The organism is Salipiger thiooxidans, assembly GCF_900102075.1.
Taxonomy (GTDB): Bacteria; Pseudomonadota; Alphaproteobacteria; order Rhodobacterales; family Rhodobacteraceae; genus Salipiger; species Salipiger thiooxidans.
On sequence record NZ_FNAV01000039.1, the window covers coordinates 1 to 16639 of the forward strand.

Genomic DNA, 16639 nt, shown 5'->3' on the forward strand with positions numbered 1-16639 from the left:
TCAGCGTCAGCGCAAACTCACGCACCGCGGGATCGATCCGGTTGTTGGACGGACGTCCGCGGGCCTTGTGCCGGATCGCTGCCGGACCATCGGCCTGGAACGTCTTCAGAAGCCGGTGAACCTGCCTTCGGCTCAGGCCCAAGACCGAGGCTGCCGCCACCGCAGACATCCGGCCTTGCACCACATCACTCAGGACTTCGATCCGGTTCAGCTCGCGCTCGCTCATGACCACCAATCCCACGGCCGCACTCCAATCCTGCCCATTCAGGGGAGTGTGACACTTCAGCTTTGCTCATGTGGGACATTCTAACTTGGCGCTTACAGGGTTCGCGCGCGTAATCATAGTTATGTGCAACTGTGAGAGTGTGACCAACGCAGCTGTGTCAAATACGGCAATGCTCTGCTCCCCGAAGCTGAACCACCGGAAACTGGAATCCTTCGACTGCTTCACGATCACGGGCTGGTGGCGTCATCGGGATAGCGGATAGCAATCGGGACGTCGTGATCGATCGCGCTGGGGGGCTGTCTTCGCAGTAATGTCTGGGCCAATCCTCCGGCCTTTCGGGGCGTCAGCAAGGCTCATGAACCGGTGCGCGTTCACCCTCATATTCTCAACTTACGAAAATCAAATCTCAACCAGATCACAGGAACAGTCTTCCACAGGCTTGCAGCTCTACGCGAGGAGCGCGTCACTAGACCGCCGTCGCAGCAATGGCCTGAAGCTGCTTGAAGACGACATAGCGATCCAGATGCTTCGCAACCGCTTCCGGGTTTGGACGGTTGATGCCACCGCTGCGCGACATTGCCCTCATGGCGCTGCCGGCATCTTCGTAGCGCCCTCCCGCCAAGGCGCCGAGCATGGCGGCGCCAAGCAGGACAGGTTCGGCGGACTCCGGCGCAACGACGGGCTTCCCGGTGGTATCTGCAAGGATCTGGCGGATCAGCGGATGCCGGCCTGCGCCGCCGCTGATCGCGATGCGGGCGATCTCTGCGCCGGCGGCGCTCTGGGCCTCGATGATCTGACGCAGCCCGTAGCCGAGCCCGCAGATCGTCGCGAGGTAGAGCGCCAGCAGGCTGTCGAGGTCTCGCTCCATGCCGATCCCCATGATCGTGGCGCGGCGGTGCGGATCGGCGTGAGGCGCGCGGTTGCCGAGCACCTCCGGTACGACGTGGACCCCTTGAACGCGTTCGAGAACCGCCCCGTCACCGACCTGATCGGCGAGCCAGGACGGCAGGCTCTGCCCGGCCGCCGCGGCGAGCCCATGCGCCTCGGCAGCAAAGGGGTGATGGTCGATGAGCTGGTCGACAGCCGCACCCGCCGCGGACTGCCCGCCTTCGTTGAGCCACATGCCGGGGATCATCGCCGAGTGGTACGGACCCCAGACACCGCGCACGAAGGCCGGCGTCTCCGTGGTTGTCATCGTGCAGGACGAGGTGCCGAAGACATAGGCAAGGTCACCGGTCGGATCCCCGCCGGTGCCGACGGTGCCGAGGCCGCCCGCATGTGCGTCGATCAACCCCGCGCCAACGGGCGTCCCCTCCGGCAGACCCATTTGCGCCGCCGCCACCGCTGTGAGGCCGGTGCCGAGCGCGGTTCCCGCAGCGACGACGCGGCTGCCGATACGGGCGAAGCCGTCCTTGCCAAGCTCGCCGAGACCGACCTTTTCGAAGTAGCTCGCGTCCCAGCCCCCTTCATGACCCAGGTAGGTCCACTTGCAGGTGACCGTGCAGATCGAGCGGGACAGATCCCCCGAAGCCTTCCACGTCAGGAAGTCCGTAAGGTCCATGAACTGCCATGCGGCGGCATAGACCTCGGGCGCATGTTCCTTGAGCCAGAGCAGCTTGGGGGTCTCCATCTCGGGCGAAATGACGCCCCCGACGTAGTCGAGCACCGGATGGCCGAGGGCGTTGATCCGTGCGGCCTGCTCGGTGGCGCGATGATCCATCCAGACGATGATGTTCCTGTCCGCATCGACGGGCAGCGGCGCGCCTCCCTCTCCGAGGATCACCAACGAGCAGGTTGCATCAACTCCGATGCCGCCGATGCTTGCCGGGTCGACCCCGGCGGCCTTCACCGCCTGGCGCACCGCCGCGCAGACCGCAGACCAGATATCGTCTGAGGATTGTTCCACGCGATTGCCCGGGCCCTTCCAGAGCACGACCTCCTGCGAGGCGGCGCCCTTCAGCACCCCCTGGGCGTCGAAGACACCCGCTCTTGCCGAGCCCGTGCCCACGTCAATGCCGACTAGATACATGTCAGAGGTCCACGCTGTTGGGCAGAATGACCATGTCACGGATCACCACACCCTTGGGGCGGGTGAGCATGAAGACGACCGCCGCGGCCACTTCTTCGGGCTGCATCAGCGAGCCGTTCGCAAGCGCCTCCTCCATCTTTTCCTTCGGCCAGTCGTCGAGAAGAGCCGTGACCACCGGGCCGGGAAGGACCGCCCCCATCCGGATGCCATGCTGCGACACCTGGCGTCGCGTCGAGTGCAGAAAGGCCTGCACGGCGAATTTCGAGGCGGTGTAGATCGGTTCCCAGACGACCGGGACGACGCCTGCCACCGAGGAGGTGAACAGGACGTCGCCCGACTTTCGCGCGATCATGCCAGGGAGGACGGCATTCACGCAGCGGAAGGCCGCATTGATGTTCAGGTTCAGCATCCGGTCCCAGGCATCCGGGTCGCCCTCGGCCGCGGGGCCGCCGACGTAGGCCCCGGCGTTGGCGTGAAAGATGTCGAGCGGGCCGACGAGATCCTCGATCCGCGGAACCATACCCGAAACAGCGGGTCCGTCGAAAAGGTCGAGCACGAGGGGATGGGCGTTCTCGCCCAGCTCGCTGCAGAGCCGCGAGAGTTTCTCGGAGTCGCGATCGATCAGCACGACCCTGGCCCCTTCCGCCAGAAGCGCCCTGGCGCAGGCGAGACCGATGCCGCTGGCCGCGCCGGTGATGGCGGCCGCTTTGCCGTTCAGTTTCATGGACTTGTCCTTATGCACGGCCATGCGAGGCACGGGAGCGACGGGCGAGGCTGTCGACGATCACGGCAATCGCGAGGACGCCGCCGGTAATCATGTAGCGCAGGCTGGAGGAGAGATTCAGCAGTGTGAGACCGTTGGAAATGGCCTGGATCACGATGATCCCGAGCAGCGCCGACCAGGCGGAGCCGCGCCCCCCAAAGAGCGACGTTCCCCCTATGACCGCCGCGGCGATCGCGTTCAGGTTCACGTCGCCGGTTCCGGCCTGCTGCGAGGCGGAGGCAAGGCGGGAGGCGGCGAAGACGCCTCCAAGGGCCGCCAGAGACGAACAGAGCATGAAGGCTGACAGGCGGATTCTCTTCACCGAGATGCCGGAACGGCGCGCGGCCTCGGCATTGCCGCCGACGGCGAACATGGAGCGCCCCCACTGCGTGCGGCGCAGCGCATAGTCGAGGGCGACGACGAAGAGGGTGAAGACACCGAACATGTAGGGCACGCCGCGGCCCTGCTCGAGATAGGCGACGCAGCCGATGAGAGCCACGGTGAGCACGCCGGCCCTCACGAGCAGCACCGACAGTCCCGGGCTGGAGAGGTTTGCGTCACGCCGGCGCTTCAACGTCTTCAGCCCCGAAAAGACCATCAATGCGCCCGGCAGGATCGCCGCGAGATAGGACAGCCACGCGGGCATGATGAGGATCTGGCCGAACTTCACCAGCGGCGAGGTATAGGGCAGGTTGATCGAGCCCGTGGCCCCCAGCAGATAGAGTTGCAGGCCGAGCAGTGCCAGCAGCCCTGCGAGCGTGGCGACGAAGGACGGCATTTCGAACTTGTTGCGCAGGAAGCCATAGATGAAGCCCACGGCCGCGCCTGCAAGGACCGCGCCGAGGATGGCAAGCAACATCGGCAGGCCCGAGTTCACCCAGAGAACACCGACCAGCGCCGAGGACAGGCCGGACATCGAGCCGATCGAGAGGTCGATTTCGCCCAGCAGCAGCACGCAGACGACGCCAAGCGAGATAAGGCCGATGGCGGCGGCGTCGAACAGCAGATTCACGAGGTTGTTGGGGGCAAGAAACACGGGGTTCAGGGACGAGAACACCAGTGTGATCAGCAGAAGGCCGATGAAGACCGGCAGCATTCCGAGGTCCCCGGACCGGACGCGGTCGAAGAAGGCGCGCAGTGCCCCGGAGAGACCTTCGTCATGGCGGACGCGCGTGTCGGCGCGGTCGAGTTGGGCGCCGCTCATGCGACTTCTCCTTGCTTGCGGGCCATGCGGCGAGAGACCGAGTTTTCAGAAGCGCCGGTGATCGCGGCGACAAGTTCCTGATGAGAGGTTTCGGCGGTGAACACGCCGTTGTTCTGGCCGAGGCGCAGGACGACGATGCGGTCGGCAACGGCGCGCACGTCCTCCATGTTGTGCGAGATGAGGATCACGCCGTGCCCGCGCTCCCGGACGCGCTCGATGAGGTTCAGAACCTCCGCGGTCTGCGCGACGCCAAGCGCGGCGGTCGGCTCGTCCAGCATGATGATCTTCGGGTCGAGCAGCAGCGAACGGGCGATGGCCACGGTCTGTCGCTGGCCGCCCGAGAGCGAGGCGATGGGCTCACGAACGGAAGGAATGCGGGCGGCAAGTTCCTGCAAGAGTGTCCAGGCGCGAACCTCCATTTCCACTTCATCCAGCGCCCATCGGTTCAGCTCGTGACCCAGGAAGAGGTTGGCAACCACATCGAGGTTCTCGCACAGCGCCAGATCCTGGAAAACGGTGGCGATGCCGAGCGCAAGCGCGGTGCCGGGGCTGTCGAGCGTGACCGGCGTGCCGCACCACTCGATGGTCCCGGAGGTCGGCTGGTGCACACCGGCGAGCGTCTTGACCAGCGTCGACTTGCCCGCGCCATTGTCGCCGACGAGGGCGACGACCTCGCCCGCGTGCACATCCAGTTCGATGTCCTTGAGCGCGGTCACCGCGCCGAACTGCTTCGACACGCCGCGCAGTTTCAGGATCAGCTCACCCTGTTCCATGTTCTCTTCTCCCTGTTTTGCCGGGGGCATCGTGCTGCCCCCGGCGATCTCCGGCCCGAAGACTATTCGATGCCCAGTTCGGCGCAGGGGTCGGCGTAATCGCCGGTGCAGACCTCGGCAGCGGTCTGGATTCCCTTGTCGAAAATCTCGGCCTTGATGTTCTCCTGCGTCACGACAGCCGGGACGAACAGCTGCGAGGGCGTGTCGTAGAGCGTCGTGGTGGCCTCCGGCTCTTCGCCGTTGACGAGCTTCATCGCCACTTCTGCCGCAGCCTCGGCAACGATTTCCGAGGGCTTGGAAATCGTGTTGTACTGGTCGCCCGCGATGATGAGCTGCAGCGCCGCGATGGTGGCGTCATTGCCGGTCACCGGCGGCAGCGGATCGACACCGGCCGCTTTCATCGCCGCGATCGCACCGCCAGCGGTGCCGTCGTTGGCGGCCACAATGCCCTTGATTTCAGGGCCGAAGCGGGTGATCTGGCCGGCCGCCCACTCCTGCGCCTTGGGCGGGGCCCAGTCCGGGGTGTCGAACTCGGAAAGCGTCTTGTAGGCGGAGTTGTCGAGCGCGGAGTCGATGCCATCGCGGATCAGCCCGGCAGCGGCGTCCGTGGGCGAGCCGTTGATCTGCAGCACGCCTGCGCCGTCGGCGACGCCCGATGCCTTGAGGTGGTCGACGAGGGATTGGGCAATCGCCCGACCGATGCCCTCATTGTCGAAGGACACGTAGAAATCCGCCGGCACATCGGGGATCGGCCGGTCATAGGCCACGACCTTGACGTCCTGGGAGTGCGCGATCTGCACCAGTGCCGCCGCAGCGGAACTGTCGACCGGATCGAGCACGACGACCTTGGCGCCCTGCGCGATCACCGAGTTGAACTGCTGCTGCTGAAGGGCCACGTCGGCGTTGGCGTTCTGGTAGATCACCGTGCAGTCGGGGCAGAGCTTGTCCATGGCGGCCTTGAAGCCGGGATAGTCGTGCTGTTCGTAACGGGTGGATGCCTGATCGGGCATCAGAAAGGCGACGGTCGCCTCTGCATGCGCCATGGTCGCGGATGCGATCGCCAGCGCGGATGCGGCGAGAAAACGGGTCCGGGTCATGTAACTCCTCCTGTCATGTCAGACCGGCCCTGCGGGCAGCGCACCAGGAGGGAGTCCTCCGGACAAGCGGTCCGGCAGCACCCGCAACAGTTTCCTCCTCCCAGCGCACTATCTTTGGGCGCTCTATCGGTTGAGCGCGGCATTATTCCAATGCTCAACCGATAGAGCATAATTGCTCTCGGCCTTCGATCCTGTCAACATCGCTGAGCGAACAAACTTTGGGAGAGGTATCCTCATGACGACCGATGACGGAATTTCCTCAAGGCGGACAACGATCTACGATTTGGCGAGGATCGTCGGCACCTCCCCCACAGCCGTCTCCTCCGTGCTCAACGGATCGTGGAAGAAGCGCAGAATCAGCCAGAAGCTCGCCGATCGCGTGCTGAGCGCCGCCGAGGAGAATGGCTACGCGCTCAACATCCAGGCCAGCGTCCTGCGCCGCGAGAAATCCAACATCGTCGGCATGATCATTCCGAAATACGACAACCGCTTCTTCGGCGCGATCGCGGAGCGCTTCGAGGAGGCCGCGCGCGCCGAGGGTCTCTTTCCGGTCATCACCTGCACGCAGCGCGACCCCGATCTCGAGGTCGAGGCGGTCCGCGGGTTGCTGTCCTACCAGGTCGATTGCCTCGTGGCCTGTGGCGCGACCAACCCGGATCATATCGCCGAGCTCTGCGCCGCCAACGGGGTCGCTACCATCAACCTCGATCTGCCGGGCGGCCGGGCGCCGTCGATCATTTCCGACAGCTACTCCGGTGCCCTGGACCTCACAAACGTCATCCTCGACGCTTGCGAGCAAGAGCTGGGATCGCGGGCACCGCTGATCTTCATCGGTGGGCGCCTCGATGATCACAACACCAAGGAACGGCGGCGCGGCTTTCTCGACGCGCATGCCGCGCGCGGGATCGAGGTGCCCGAAGACAACGTTCTGATGCCGGGCTACGCGCCCGAGAAGGCGCGCGCGGTCCTCGAAGGGATGGCAACGCGCGCCCGGGGTATTTTCGTGAATTCGACCATCACCCTCGAAGGCGTGGTGCAATGGATGCAGTCGCTGCCCCCTGCGGAGGCCGCCGGAATGCGCTACGGCAGCTTCGACTACGACCCTTTCGGCGCCTTGCTGCCGCAAAATGTCGGCATGGTCGAGCAGGATGTACCGAGCCTAATCGCGGCACTGGTGGCAAGGATGGGTGACCTCCCGAATGCGCAGATCGACGTGACGAAGGTGCCTTGCATTCTCCGTCTGCCACATATCACACCCGCCGCCTGAGGGTCTTTGCACAGCGATTGCGCGATGCCGGAAGACCGCACAAGATCATGATGACCGCGGTCCCCCGGGAGTCACTCCCCCGGACTGTTTTCTGATCCCGCTCCCCATTCTGGAACGACGTCCTGCGCAGCGTGAAGATGGTGGTCTCCGCTGATCACATGGGGCTGTGGGCTGCAGCGCGGCGGGTGACAGGCGCCATGCTGGCGCTCTTCACAGTCACAGGTCTTTTGGCAGTGCGCGTCACACGGAAGTGCGGTGAAGGCGCCAGGCTTCACCTGTATTCCGGTATGAACCCGGGAAATTCATGCTGAAATGACGGAAAAGCAGCCCTCTCTCTGCCTGCAAAACAGGCAGAGAGAGGATTCATGGAGATTGTAGACAATCTCCAATCATAAACCCTTCTGCTGCGCTCTCGATGATTGTAGACAATCTACAACAGGATTCCCTGAAAGAGCTCCCGATGACCAGCATGATCAAGCGAGAAACGATGGGCGCCCAGCTCGGCGGTCTGCTGCGCGGCGCCATCCTCTCGGGTGAGTTCCAGCCAGGGGAGGCGGTAACGGAAACCGCCCTCGCCGTCCGCTTCGGCGTGAGCCGGGGGCCGATGCGCGAGGCGATGCGGCACCTGACGGACGAAGGGCTTCTGGTCACCGTGCCCTACACCGGCACCCGGGTGCTGCAGCTCACCTCGGCAGACATCGGTGACATCTATTCCATGCGCATTTGCCTCGAGATCTTCGCCTTCGAGCAGATCTGGGAGCGCCGCGATGGAGCGTTCCGCGCGGCACTCATAGCGCGGCACGCGGCGCTGCTCGAGGCGATCGACGCAGGAGACGACATCCGCTCCATCGACGCCGAGCTCGACCTGCATGGCCTTGCCTACGAAACCTGCGGCAACGGCATCCTGCTGTCGAGCTGGAGCGGCATCCGCGCCCGGCTTCAGCTCTACTGGGCTGCGCACCACCGCGCGCACGGCATCACGGGCCCCAAACGGGAAAGCCATGATGACTACGTCCGCCTCGCGCTGGGAGACAGCCGCGAGCGGATGAAGGACGAGATCCGCGATCACATGAGCCGCGGGCTCGACAAGACCATGGCCTTCGTCTCCTCGGTGGAGGTTGAGAAGGCCGGTTCCAACAGGAGAAAGACATGAAAAGACGTTCCCTCATTCTCGCGGCCACGGCCGCGATGGCGCTTGCGCCGATGGCTCATGCGCAAGACAGCGGCACCATGGCGCAGGTCAAGGAGACCGGCGAGCTGCGTATCGGCGTCGCCTCGGCCGAGCCATGGTTCTACAAGGATCCGATGTCGGAGCAATGGACCGGCGTCGGCGTCGCCATGGGGCAGCGCATGGCTGACGACCTTGGCGTGAAGATGGTCCCCGTCGAGACGACCTGGGCCAACGCCGTGGCCGGCCTGCAGGCCAACCAGTTCGACATCATGTTCGTGCTCGACCCCACCGAGGAGCGCAAGAAGGCGCTCTCCTTCCCGGAAAACCCGCTCTTCTACTACGCCATGGGCGCGCTGGTGAAAGAGGGTTCCGAGGCGAAAACCTGGGATGAACTCGACACGCCCGAGACCCGCATCGGCGTCACGCTGGGCACCTCGCTGGACCGCAACGTGAGCGAGATGATGGACGAGGCGCAGATCAGCCGCTTCTCGTCCAACGACGAGGCCATCGCCGCGTTCGCCGCGGGCCGCATCGACGCGGTGGTGCAGTTCCACCCGGCCCTTGTCGTGCAGTATTCGCGCCTGAAGATGGGTGAGGTGCTGCTGCCCGAGCCGGTCAACCCGGTGGCGACCTCGGCGGGCATGCGTCAGGAAGACGGGACCGAGTTCCTCGATTGGGTGAACACCACCTTTGCCGACCTCTACGCCGCCGGCGTGCCGGACGAGCTTTTCGGCGAATACCTCGCCAGCAAGGACATTGATCCGAGCGGCATTCCCGGACTGGTCAAGGAAGACTGGTAAGTCCCTGCGCGGACCGGCCGGCCACCGGCGGGTCCGCGCCCCCTCCGATCCAACGAAAGCCGTCACATGGACTATTCCTGGGACTTCGGCCCGGTGCTGGAGCGTTTCGACATGCTCGCGCTGGGGCTGCTCAACACCGTGAAGATCGCTGCCGTCTCGATCGTGCTGGGCGTTCTTGTGGGGCTCGTCCTCGCGATGATGCGCCTCTCGACACGCAAGTGGCTGAACATCCCGTCGCTCGTCTTCATCGAGTTCTATCGCAACACGCCGCCGATCGTTCACTTCTTCTGGTTCTTCTACGCGCTGCCGGTGATGCTGGCGGTCAGCCTCGATCCCTACGTTGCCGCGGTGCTGGCGCTGTCGACGCAATCGGGTGCCTTCTACGCCGAGGTTTTCCGGGGCGGCATCGTCTCCATCGAGCGCGGTCAGTGGGAAGGCGGACGGGCGCTCGGCATGACCCATTCCGCACTGATGCGCCGGGTGATCGTGCCGCAGGCCATCGCCCGCATGGTGCCGCCGTTCATCGAGCGCAGCTTCGAGCTGCTGAAGACCACCGCCCTGGCCTCGACGCTCGCCTACGCCGACCTGCTCTATCAGGCGATGATGGTGAACGCAGAGACCTTCCGCCCGCTCGAGGTCTACACGACCATCGCGCTGATGTACCTCGTGCTGCTGGTCACGGCGAGCCAGTTTGCCCGCCTAGCCGAAGCTCGGCTGACGGCCTACCAGTGAGGGCGCCCCGATGAACTACGTTCCCGACTTCAGCATCGTCACCGACAACTGGATCGTCCTGCTGCGCGGGCTCTGGGTCACCATCCAGATCTGGATCCCCTCCATCGTCATCGGCCTCGCGGGGGGCTTCCTGCTGGCACAGGCGCGGCTCGCGCGCCGCGGCTGGATCCGTGGCACCAGCCTTGTCTATGTCGAGCTGTTCCGTGACACGCCGGTGCTGATCCAGCTCATCTGGTTCTACTACGCCTTTCCGATCCTCGTCGGCGTGCAGCTCAGCCCTTATGCCGCAGCCCTGCTCGGGCTGACGCTGAACACCTCTGCCTATGCCTCGGAGATCTTTCGCGGCGGCATCAGGTCGATCCACCGCGGCCAGATGGAGGGCGCGCTCGCCATCGGAATGAGCCGTGCGCAGGCCATGCGCCGGGTGATCCTGCCGCAGGTGATCAAGCGCATGCTGCCGGCCTTCACCAATCGCACGATCGAGGTGGCCAAGATGTCCTCGCTGGCCTCGGTGATCTCGGTGCATGAGCTGATGTACCAGGGCCGCCTGTTGTCCTCGACCTACTACCGACCCTTCGAGATCCTGACGGCGGTGGCTTTCATCTACTTCGTCCTGATCTACCCCGGCACCTTCCTTGCCGGGCGCCTCGAAAAGCACCTGGCGCGGTCCAACTGACCCGGAAAGGAACTCTCATGACCGGCAAACCCATTCTGGAAGTAAAGGGCCTGCACAAGCGGTTCGGCGACCACCACGTGCTCAAGGGCATCGATTTCACCGTCGAGCCGGGCGAGCGCGTCGCGATCATCGGCGGCTCGGGCTCCGGCAAGTCCACCTTCCTGCGCTGCATGAACTTCATGGAAACGCTGAGCGAGGGCGAGATCTGGCTCGACGGCACCCGCATCGGCGTCGAGAAAAAAGGCACCGTCACCTATCCTGAGAAGCAGCTTTGCCAAGTGCGCGAACGTCTCGGCATGGTGTTCCAGCAGTTCAACCTCTTCCCCCACATGAGCGTTCTAAACAACGTCATGGAAGGGCTCGTGACGGTGCAGGGCAAATCCAAGCCCGAGGCGCGCCGGATCGCCGAGGCCGAGCTTGCCAAGGTCGGCCTTTCGGAAAAGCACGACGCCTGGCCCGGACGCCTCTCCGGCGGTCAGCAGCAGCGCGTCGCAATCGCGCGGGCGCTGTCGATGCAGCCCGAGATCCTGCTCTTCGACGAGCCGACCTCTTCGCTCGATCCCGAGCTGGTGGGCGAGGTGCTGCGGGTCATCAAGCAGCTGGCCGAAGAGGGGCGCACCATGCTTCTCGTCACCCACGAGCTCGGCTTTGCCTATCACTTCGCCACCAAGGTGATCTTCCTCGCCGAGGGCGTCTTCCACGAGGTCGGCACCCCGGACGAGATCCTCAAGCACCCCAAGCAGGCGCGCACCCAGGACTTCCTGCGCCGCTTCGGCGAATTCGCATTCTGAACACCCCTGACATCAAGGTAAGACCATGACACCCCTCAGCAGCTCCTCTTCCCAGAGCTACGTGAAAGACCCGCGCAACGATGGCGTGGAGATCTACGTGAACGGTGAATTCTTCAGCCGGGACGAGGCCAAGGTCTCGATCTTCGACGCAGGCTTCGTGCTTGGCGACGGCGTCTGGGAAGGCATCCGCCTGATCAACGGCAAGCTTCTTGCCATCGACGAGCACATCGACCGCATCTTCGAAGGCGCATGCTCCATCCAGCTCGACATCGGCTTCGACAAGGCCGGCCTCGTCGAGGAGATCTGGAAGTGCCTGCGCCACAACAAGATGGAAGATGGCGTCCATATCCGCATGATGATCTCGCGGGGGCGCAAGTCGACACCGAACCAGGATCCGCGCTTCATCGTCGGCGGCGCCACCATCGTCATCGTCGCCGAATGGAAGCAGCCCAACCCCGAACTGAAGGCAAAGGGTCTCAGGCTGATGACCTCGACGATCCGCTGCTCGACGCCGGATGTCTTCGACCTGCGCCTGAACTCGCACAGCCGGCTCAACTTCATCCAGGCGCTGATCCAGGCGATCAACATGGGTGCGGATGAGGCGCTGATGCTGGACGATCGAGGGTTCGTGGCGTCGTGCAACTCGACGAACTTCTTCATCATCCGCGGCGACGAACTGTGGACGTCGGACGGCATGACCTGTTTCAACGGCATCACCCGCAAGAAGGCGATCAGGGTCTGGAAGGATGCAGGGCTGGCCGTCCGTGAAGCGCCCTTCACCCTCGCAGAGGTCTACTCCGCGGACGAGGCCTTCTGCACCGGCACGCTCGGCGGCATCACACCGGTGGCCACCATCGATGGCCGTCCCATCGGCACCGGCAAGCCTGGCCCGAAAACTGCCAGAATAAACGACCTATACCAGGCCTACATTCAAGGCTAAGCCATGGCCGGTCGCTTGCGCCACCTTCGCAGGCGGTCGGCCCTGCATCGGATCTTCGCGCCGTTCCGCCTGCGAACGCTGATCCGGCGCGATGAGATCGCCTATCCGAACTCGCCGTCTCGACTTGACACAAAGGAGTGTGCGGATGGTGGCCAAATTCGAGGCGCGAGGATGTCAAAACCCCTTGGGTTATTGGGCGCCGGGAGGCCGCCTGCACAAACCGCGCTTCTGCGCGAGACGCTCTCGTCCGCGTGCTCGCCCACGTCGTGTCCCGGTTATTTTGACGTTTCGGAGTTGTCGCGCTCGACCGCCTGACCAGCTCCAGCGCGCCATCAGTCGCGTCAGATGTCCTTATTTCGTTGGGCAGAGACAGATGATGACGGCTTGCGACACCTAGCGACGCTTGATGGCCCAGTGTCCCAGTGTTTCTGACGGGTTACACCTCGCTCTTGAAGCTGTTGGACCCATTGCCCATGTCCGAACTCCGAACTTCAGGCATAGTCATTCTCGTGGCAGGAGCCGCCTCTCCGCGCCAAGACTATGCACTTCTCTGAATAAGCGCCATAATAGGCACTGCAAATACCACTTCATTGATGGCTGATACGCCTTGCCAGCGCGCCGGACCGGGCTTTTCCACGGCTGATCTGGCCGAGGAATTTCAGCTTTCCCGCAACCATCTTATTAAGATCATACAAAAACTCAGTCGGGCCGGGCTGGTGCAGACACGCCGTGGAGGCGGTGCCGGTGCCACCCTGGCGCGTCCCCCGAAGGAGATCCGGTTGGGAGACGCGATTTTGGTGCTGGAAGAGGGCCAAGCCCTTGTCGAGTGCTTTCAACCGAACGCTGGAGACTGCACGATCGACAGACGCTGTCGCCTGACGACCCGGCTTCGGGTGGCCGAGATGGCCTTTATCGAGAACCTCAACTGCTCGACCCTTGCTGATGTCGCCCTCCCCGCACCGGAACCTGCCTGACACGGCGATGGCGGCGCTAAGGCGGCGCAGATTAACCGAGACGGCAAGTCACACGCGATTCCTTGCCGCAGATCGGCCTGCTACTCGACGCGTTAGACCGGTTCCACTGTTTCGATCTTCAAAATGCCGACAATGACAGTGCGACCGTCTTCTTTCTTCAGGGGCTCTTCTTGGTGTCTTGACATGCCCAAGAGTGTTGCGCCGAGCAAGGACCCCACCGGAATGCGGCCCGGCCGTTCTACTATGCTCATTGTCAAAATGCCCTTTTGTGCAGGGCCATTGTTTTCAGCATATGTGATGCGTTTCATAGGCAATGCGATTTGGTCGATGCCTTTGCCAGACGCTTTCCCGGCCGTCCGCATCTTGTAGCGCAGGATCCCTTCTACAAGACGCGGCATATTCCGTGCCGCGGGGTCATCTCGGGAAAGTAGCCACTCGATGTCGGCGCGGTCAGAAGGCCGAAGATAAAACTCTACACCATTGAGGTGTTTTTCTGGCGTGGTGTCGTAAGCATAGCTATTCGGCACCCGCACATGTTGTGCGTTGGTCATGTTTGTCTCCCAGGGGCTGATCTCAGCAGACCCGTTGTCTCTATCAAAATGTTCGAGAAATCCCCGGGTGGCCGTGAACGCGGTTACGCGCTCGCCGCCCGGGCAGGGAGGCGGTTCAGAAGCAGAAACCGGAAGAGGCTTTCGTTCGTAACCATGCATGTAAGCTATGCAACAAATGGATTCTGTCAACCGTCACGGCCGTGGTGCGGCGAAGTGACAACACTATAGTATCTGGTCCTCACTGCTGCGCGACAATGAGAGCGAGGTCAGCCATCTCCTTTGGCGGGGCATCATCCATGAGCTTCGTCCGCCTCTGATGGCGTCAGTGCCAGAAAGTCGCAGGCCACGCCGTGCGCTTGATATACCCATGCGAATTGCCGATATCTCAATCATGACCATGTTCCGTCTTCATACGAGGTTCCTGCTCAACGCAGGAAACACACTGAACCGCCGGTAGCCCCGGGCGGGATCAGGCCGCTTGCCGGTCCGCGCCTCGGGGTCCTCTCGATCTCTTACAGATCAGTCGAAGTGGCAAACGCGCCAATCTGGCCGAAAGATCACGCCTGTGCGGGGCGCCCGGCTGACGTGGTGCGTGCGTCTCGGTTCAGTTTCTTCGTCATGGAGCATGACATGCACCCCCACGTCTTCAAATCCAAAACCCCTCACTTCTCATCCCCTCGAACGGCCAGACAGCGCAACCGCAAGCCCGGAGCGTTTCGACGTTGGCTCCGGACCACATTTCTCCAATGGCAACGCCGGAAGATGATCAAAAATCTTCGAGGCATGGACGATCGCCTGCTGCGCGACATCGGGATTGATCGCAGTGATATCCCGCGCGTCGTCAATGGTCTCACGGATCGCGAACTGAGCATGCGTCCAGTTTCTTCGGATGTGCAAATTGATGCGCGGTGGCGCGGCCGAACGGCATAGCCGGGCCAATTCCCGGGAATGCGCGCCACTGACTGCAGTGGTGCGCAGCCTCCACCGTGTAGTGGCTCCCTTTGGAGCGATGGAAGGGAGTGACAAATGATGGTTTGCAAGGCAGATTTCGAAGAACTGTTTCCGGAGCTTTTCCGGCCAAGTGACATGGAGAGGTCGGTCGCTGAGCCGAGCGCCAAATGCCTGGCGCGGTGGGAAGACGATGGTGGTCGCACGACATCGGCAAACATCATCCCGCTGCCACATCGCCGGCCGATCCAGGACGCTCGACGTGGCTCATTCTTCGAGATGCGCCGTCGGTAACCACCTGATGTCGAAGTCCGCCTCGTGGACCTCGTCATCAATTCGCCGTCTTCACCTTCTCGAGATCTGTGCATCCTTGTCCGTTCCAGAACCGGCCCGGTCTGCAAGATTGACAGGGTGCGCCCAAAGACTAAGGTCTTCTCATGGTCACGCACGAGAACCTTTTCCGGTTTCTGCTTCTGAACCGCCCGGGTCCCCGGGCGGTCTGCGCATAAGCGCGTCTTCGACCACCCGGGGCTTTCTCACATCCTTGCATCTGAGAACGCGGGCTTCACCGCTCCGGGAGACACATCATGACCATTACCAGGATCCCCCACCTGCCTGCCGGCAGTGACTTTCGATCGCTCTTCGAACGCTCCGCTGTCGGGAGCGGCTTTCTCCTCACTGTCGACGACCGGCTCGGCATCGAACGCCTGCTCCGCCATCGCGGAACCAGGAATTCGCCAAATCCCCCTCTTCTGAATGGGCTGCTGCGTCACAAGCTGCGGATCTCGCGCGGAACTCCCGAGCCGGCCTCGCCTGATCTCGTCGTGGCGGGATCCCATGTCACCTACATGATCAGCGGTGAAGGCGCTCGCAGCGGCCTGCTTTCCATGAACCCCGCGCCGGTCCCGGGAGATATCCTCGTTGCTTCATTGCTTGGAGCCACCCTGATCGGAATGCGAAAGCTGCAGAAGGTTCCGCTCCTGCGGGACGACGGTCAGATCGAAGTCGTCGTCGTCCTGGATGTGCGCCCGTCGCCGGATCACGCCGCGGCCTGATGCATTGATCCGTCTCTGGCGGGTCGGGGGCTTTGGCACCCGTAATTCTCTCACACCATAAGTCGATTGAAAGGAAACTACGATGAACAAACAACGCTCTGCCTCTCGTGGCACCGGCCGACCGCCCAGGGTCGTCATAAGCGCTGACTCCCTGGGCAGGCTCGAGGCACTTGCCGAGGGCGCGATCGAGCGCAATCCGGACCTTGCCGACAGGCTGCTCGGCGAAATCGGGCGAGCCCGCATCGTTCCGGCGGCGAAACTCCCGCAGAACGTTGTGGCCATCGGTCGCGCGGTCACCTATCGGGATGAGTCGAACGGCCAGGAAAAGACGGTAACACCAGTCTTTCCCGAGGACGCCGACATCGCACGCGGCCGGATCTCGATCCTCACACCGATCGGTGTTGCCCTGATCGGACTGGCAGAGGGCGCATCGCTCCACTGGGATACCAGGGACGGAGATCTGGTCACTGCCCTTTCAGCCCCCGCAGTTCGGATCCCGGCCGCTGAGGCGATGCGGGCCCTGATCTCCGGGATCCGGATGGTTCCGGCAGCGGACGCGCCCGATGGCCACAGGATCGAGCTCAGCGGCGATCTGGCGGGTATTCTGGCCTTGGGAGAAGCGGATACGACCAAGCCCCCGCG

Annotated in this window: 17 protein-coding genes and 1 pseudogene; 11 read left to right on the forward strand and 7 right to left on the reverse strand. The window is 63.3% G+C overall.

Annotated features, from left to right (window positions below):
- The 6 genes from BLQ77_RS26965 to BLQ77_RS26990 all read right to left on the reverse strand — a co-directional run.
- The coding region (locus tag BLQ77_RS26965) for a helix-turn-helix domain-containing protein (protein ID WP_242661886.1) at positions 1-241 on the reverse strand (241 nt) is incomplete at its 3' end.
- A gap of 451 nt (positions 242-692) precedes the next feature.
- Positions 693-2255 (reverse strand): FGGY-family carbohydrate kinase, encoded by a 1563-nt coding sequence (locus BLQ77_RS26970; RefSeq protein WP_165617227.1) that lies wholly within the window; start codon positions 2253-2255, stop codon positions 693-695.
- A 1-nt stretch (position 2256) separates the two neighbouring features.
- Positions 2257-2979: an SDR family oxidoreductase gene (locus BLQ77_RS26975; protein WP_089964167.1), complete on the reverse strand. Its 723-nt coding sequence runs from the start codon at positions 2977-2979 to the stop codon at positions 2257-2259.
- 10 nt (positions 2980-2989) lie between these two features.
- Positions 2990-4222 (reverse strand): sugar ABC transporter permease, encoded by a 1233-nt coding sequence (locus BLQ77_RS26980; RefSeq protein WP_089964168.1) that lies wholly within the window; start codon positions 4220-4222, stop codon positions 2990-2992.
- Positions 4219-4995: an ATP-binding cassette domain-containing protein gene (locus BLQ77_RS26985; RefSeq protein ID WP_008887888.1), complete on the reverse strand. Its 777-nt coding sequence runs from the start codon at positions 4993-4995 to the stop codon at positions 4219-4221. Before BLQ77_RS26985 ends, BLQ77_RS26980 begins: the two co-directional genes overlap by 4 nt.
- Positions 4996-5057: 62 nt before the next feature.
- Entirely contained in the window at positions 5058-6092 is a 1035-nt protein-coding gene (locus tag BLQ77_RS26990) for an ABC transporter substrate-binding protein (protein WP_089964169.1), read from the reverse strand.
- Between the two features lie 235 nt (positions 6093-6327).
- Between BLQ77_RS26990 and BLQ77_RS26995 the strand changes: the two genes are divergently transcribed.
- The 8 genes from BLQ77_RS26995 (at position 6328) to BLQ77_RS27030 (ending at position 13443) form a co-directional block, all read left to right on the forward strand.
- Positions 6328-7359: a substrate-binding domain-containing protein gene (locus tag BLQ77_RS26995; RefSeq protein ID WP_089964170.1), complete on the forward strand. Its 1032-nt coding sequence runs from the start codon at positions 6328-6330 to the stop codon at positions 7357-7359.
- Positions 7360-7819: 460 nt separating this feature from the next.
- Positions 7820-8512 carry a GntR family transcriptional regulator gene (locus tag BLQ77_RS27000; protein WP_089964171.1) on the forward strand — a complete coding sequence of 231 codons (693 nt, stop codon included), beginning with the start codon at positions 7820-7822 and terminating at the stop codon, positions 8510-8512.
- Positions 8509-9330 carry a transporter substrate-binding domain-containing protein gene (locus BLQ77_RS27005; RefSeq protein WP_008888011.1) on the forward strand — a complete coding sequence of 274 codons (822 nt, stop codon included), beginning with the start codon at positions 8509-8511 and terminating at the stop codon, positions 9328-9330. The genes BLQ77_RS27000 and BLQ77_RS27005 overlap by 4 nt, the downstream gene beginning before the upstream one ends.
- 66 nt (positions 9331-9396) lie before the next feature.
- A complete protein-coding gene (locus BLQ77_RS27010) occupies positions 9397-10062 on the forward strand; it encodes an amino acid ABC transporter permease (RefSeq protein WP_089964172.1) in 666 nt (221 codons plus the stop codon).
- Positions 10063-10072: 10 nt separating this feature from the next.
- Complete coding sequence (locus BLQ77_RS27015; RefSeq protein ID WP_089964173.1) at positions 10073-10738, forward strand: amino acid ABC transporter permease; 666 nt, start codon at positions 10073-10075, stop codon at positions 10736-10738.
- 17 nt (positions 10739-10755) lie between these two features.
- The gene (locus tag BLQ77_RS27020; protein ID WP_089964174.1) at positions 10756-11529 is read left to right on the forward strand and encodes an amino acid ABC transporter ATP-binding protein; all 774 of its coding nucleotides are present in this window, start codon (positions 10756-10758) and stop codon (positions 11527-11529) included.
- 25 nt (positions 11530-11554) lie between these two features.
- Positions 11555-12469, forward strand: a complete 915-nt coding sequence (locus tag BLQ77_RS27025) for an aminotransferase class IV (RefSeq protein ID WP_089964175.1) — start codon at positions 11555-11557, stop codon at positions 12467-12469.
- Between the two features lie 593 nt (positions 12470-13062).
- Positions 13063-13443, forward strand: coding sequence for an RrF2 family transcriptional regulator (locus BLQ77_RS27030; RefSeq protein ID WP_089964176.1), 381 nt, complete (start codon positions 13063-13065; stop codon positions 13441-13443).
- Between the two features lie 92 nt (positions 13444-13535).
- On the opposite strand, the gene BLQ77_RS28560 is transcribed toward BLQ77_RS27030, so the two are convergent.
- On the reverse strand, positions 13536-13994 hold the full coding sequence (locus BLQ77_RS28560) for a hypothetical protein (protein WP_131822082.1): 459 nt from the start codon (positions 13992-13994) through the stop codon (positions 13536-13538).
- A gap of 630 nt (positions 13995-14624) precedes the next feature.
- Here BLQ77_RS28560 and BLQ77_RS29775 point away from each other — a divergent pair.
- From BLQ77_RS29775 to rnk, 3 genes and pseudogenes are all read left to right on the forward strand, one after another.
- Positions 14625-14924, forward strand: a complete 300-nt coding sequence (locus tag BLQ77_RS29775) for a DUF1127 domain-containing protein (protein ID WP_278184740.1) — start codon at positions 14625-14627, stop codon at positions 14922-14924.
- A 605-nt stretch (positions 14925-15529) separates the two neighbouring features.
- The gene (locus BLQ77_RS27045; protein ID WP_089964179.1) at positions 15530-15997 is read left to right on the forward strand and encodes a hypothetical protein; all 468 of its coding nucleotides are present in this window, start codon (positions 15530-15532) and stop codon (positions 15995-15997) included.
- An 82-nt stretch (positions 15998-16079) separates the two neighbouring features.
- A pseudogene (rnk, locus tag BLQ77_RS27050) lies at positions 16080-16496 on the forward strand (nucleoside diphosphate kinase regulator); the annotation flags it as partial.
- Positions 16497-16639 lie beyond the last annotated feature (143 nt).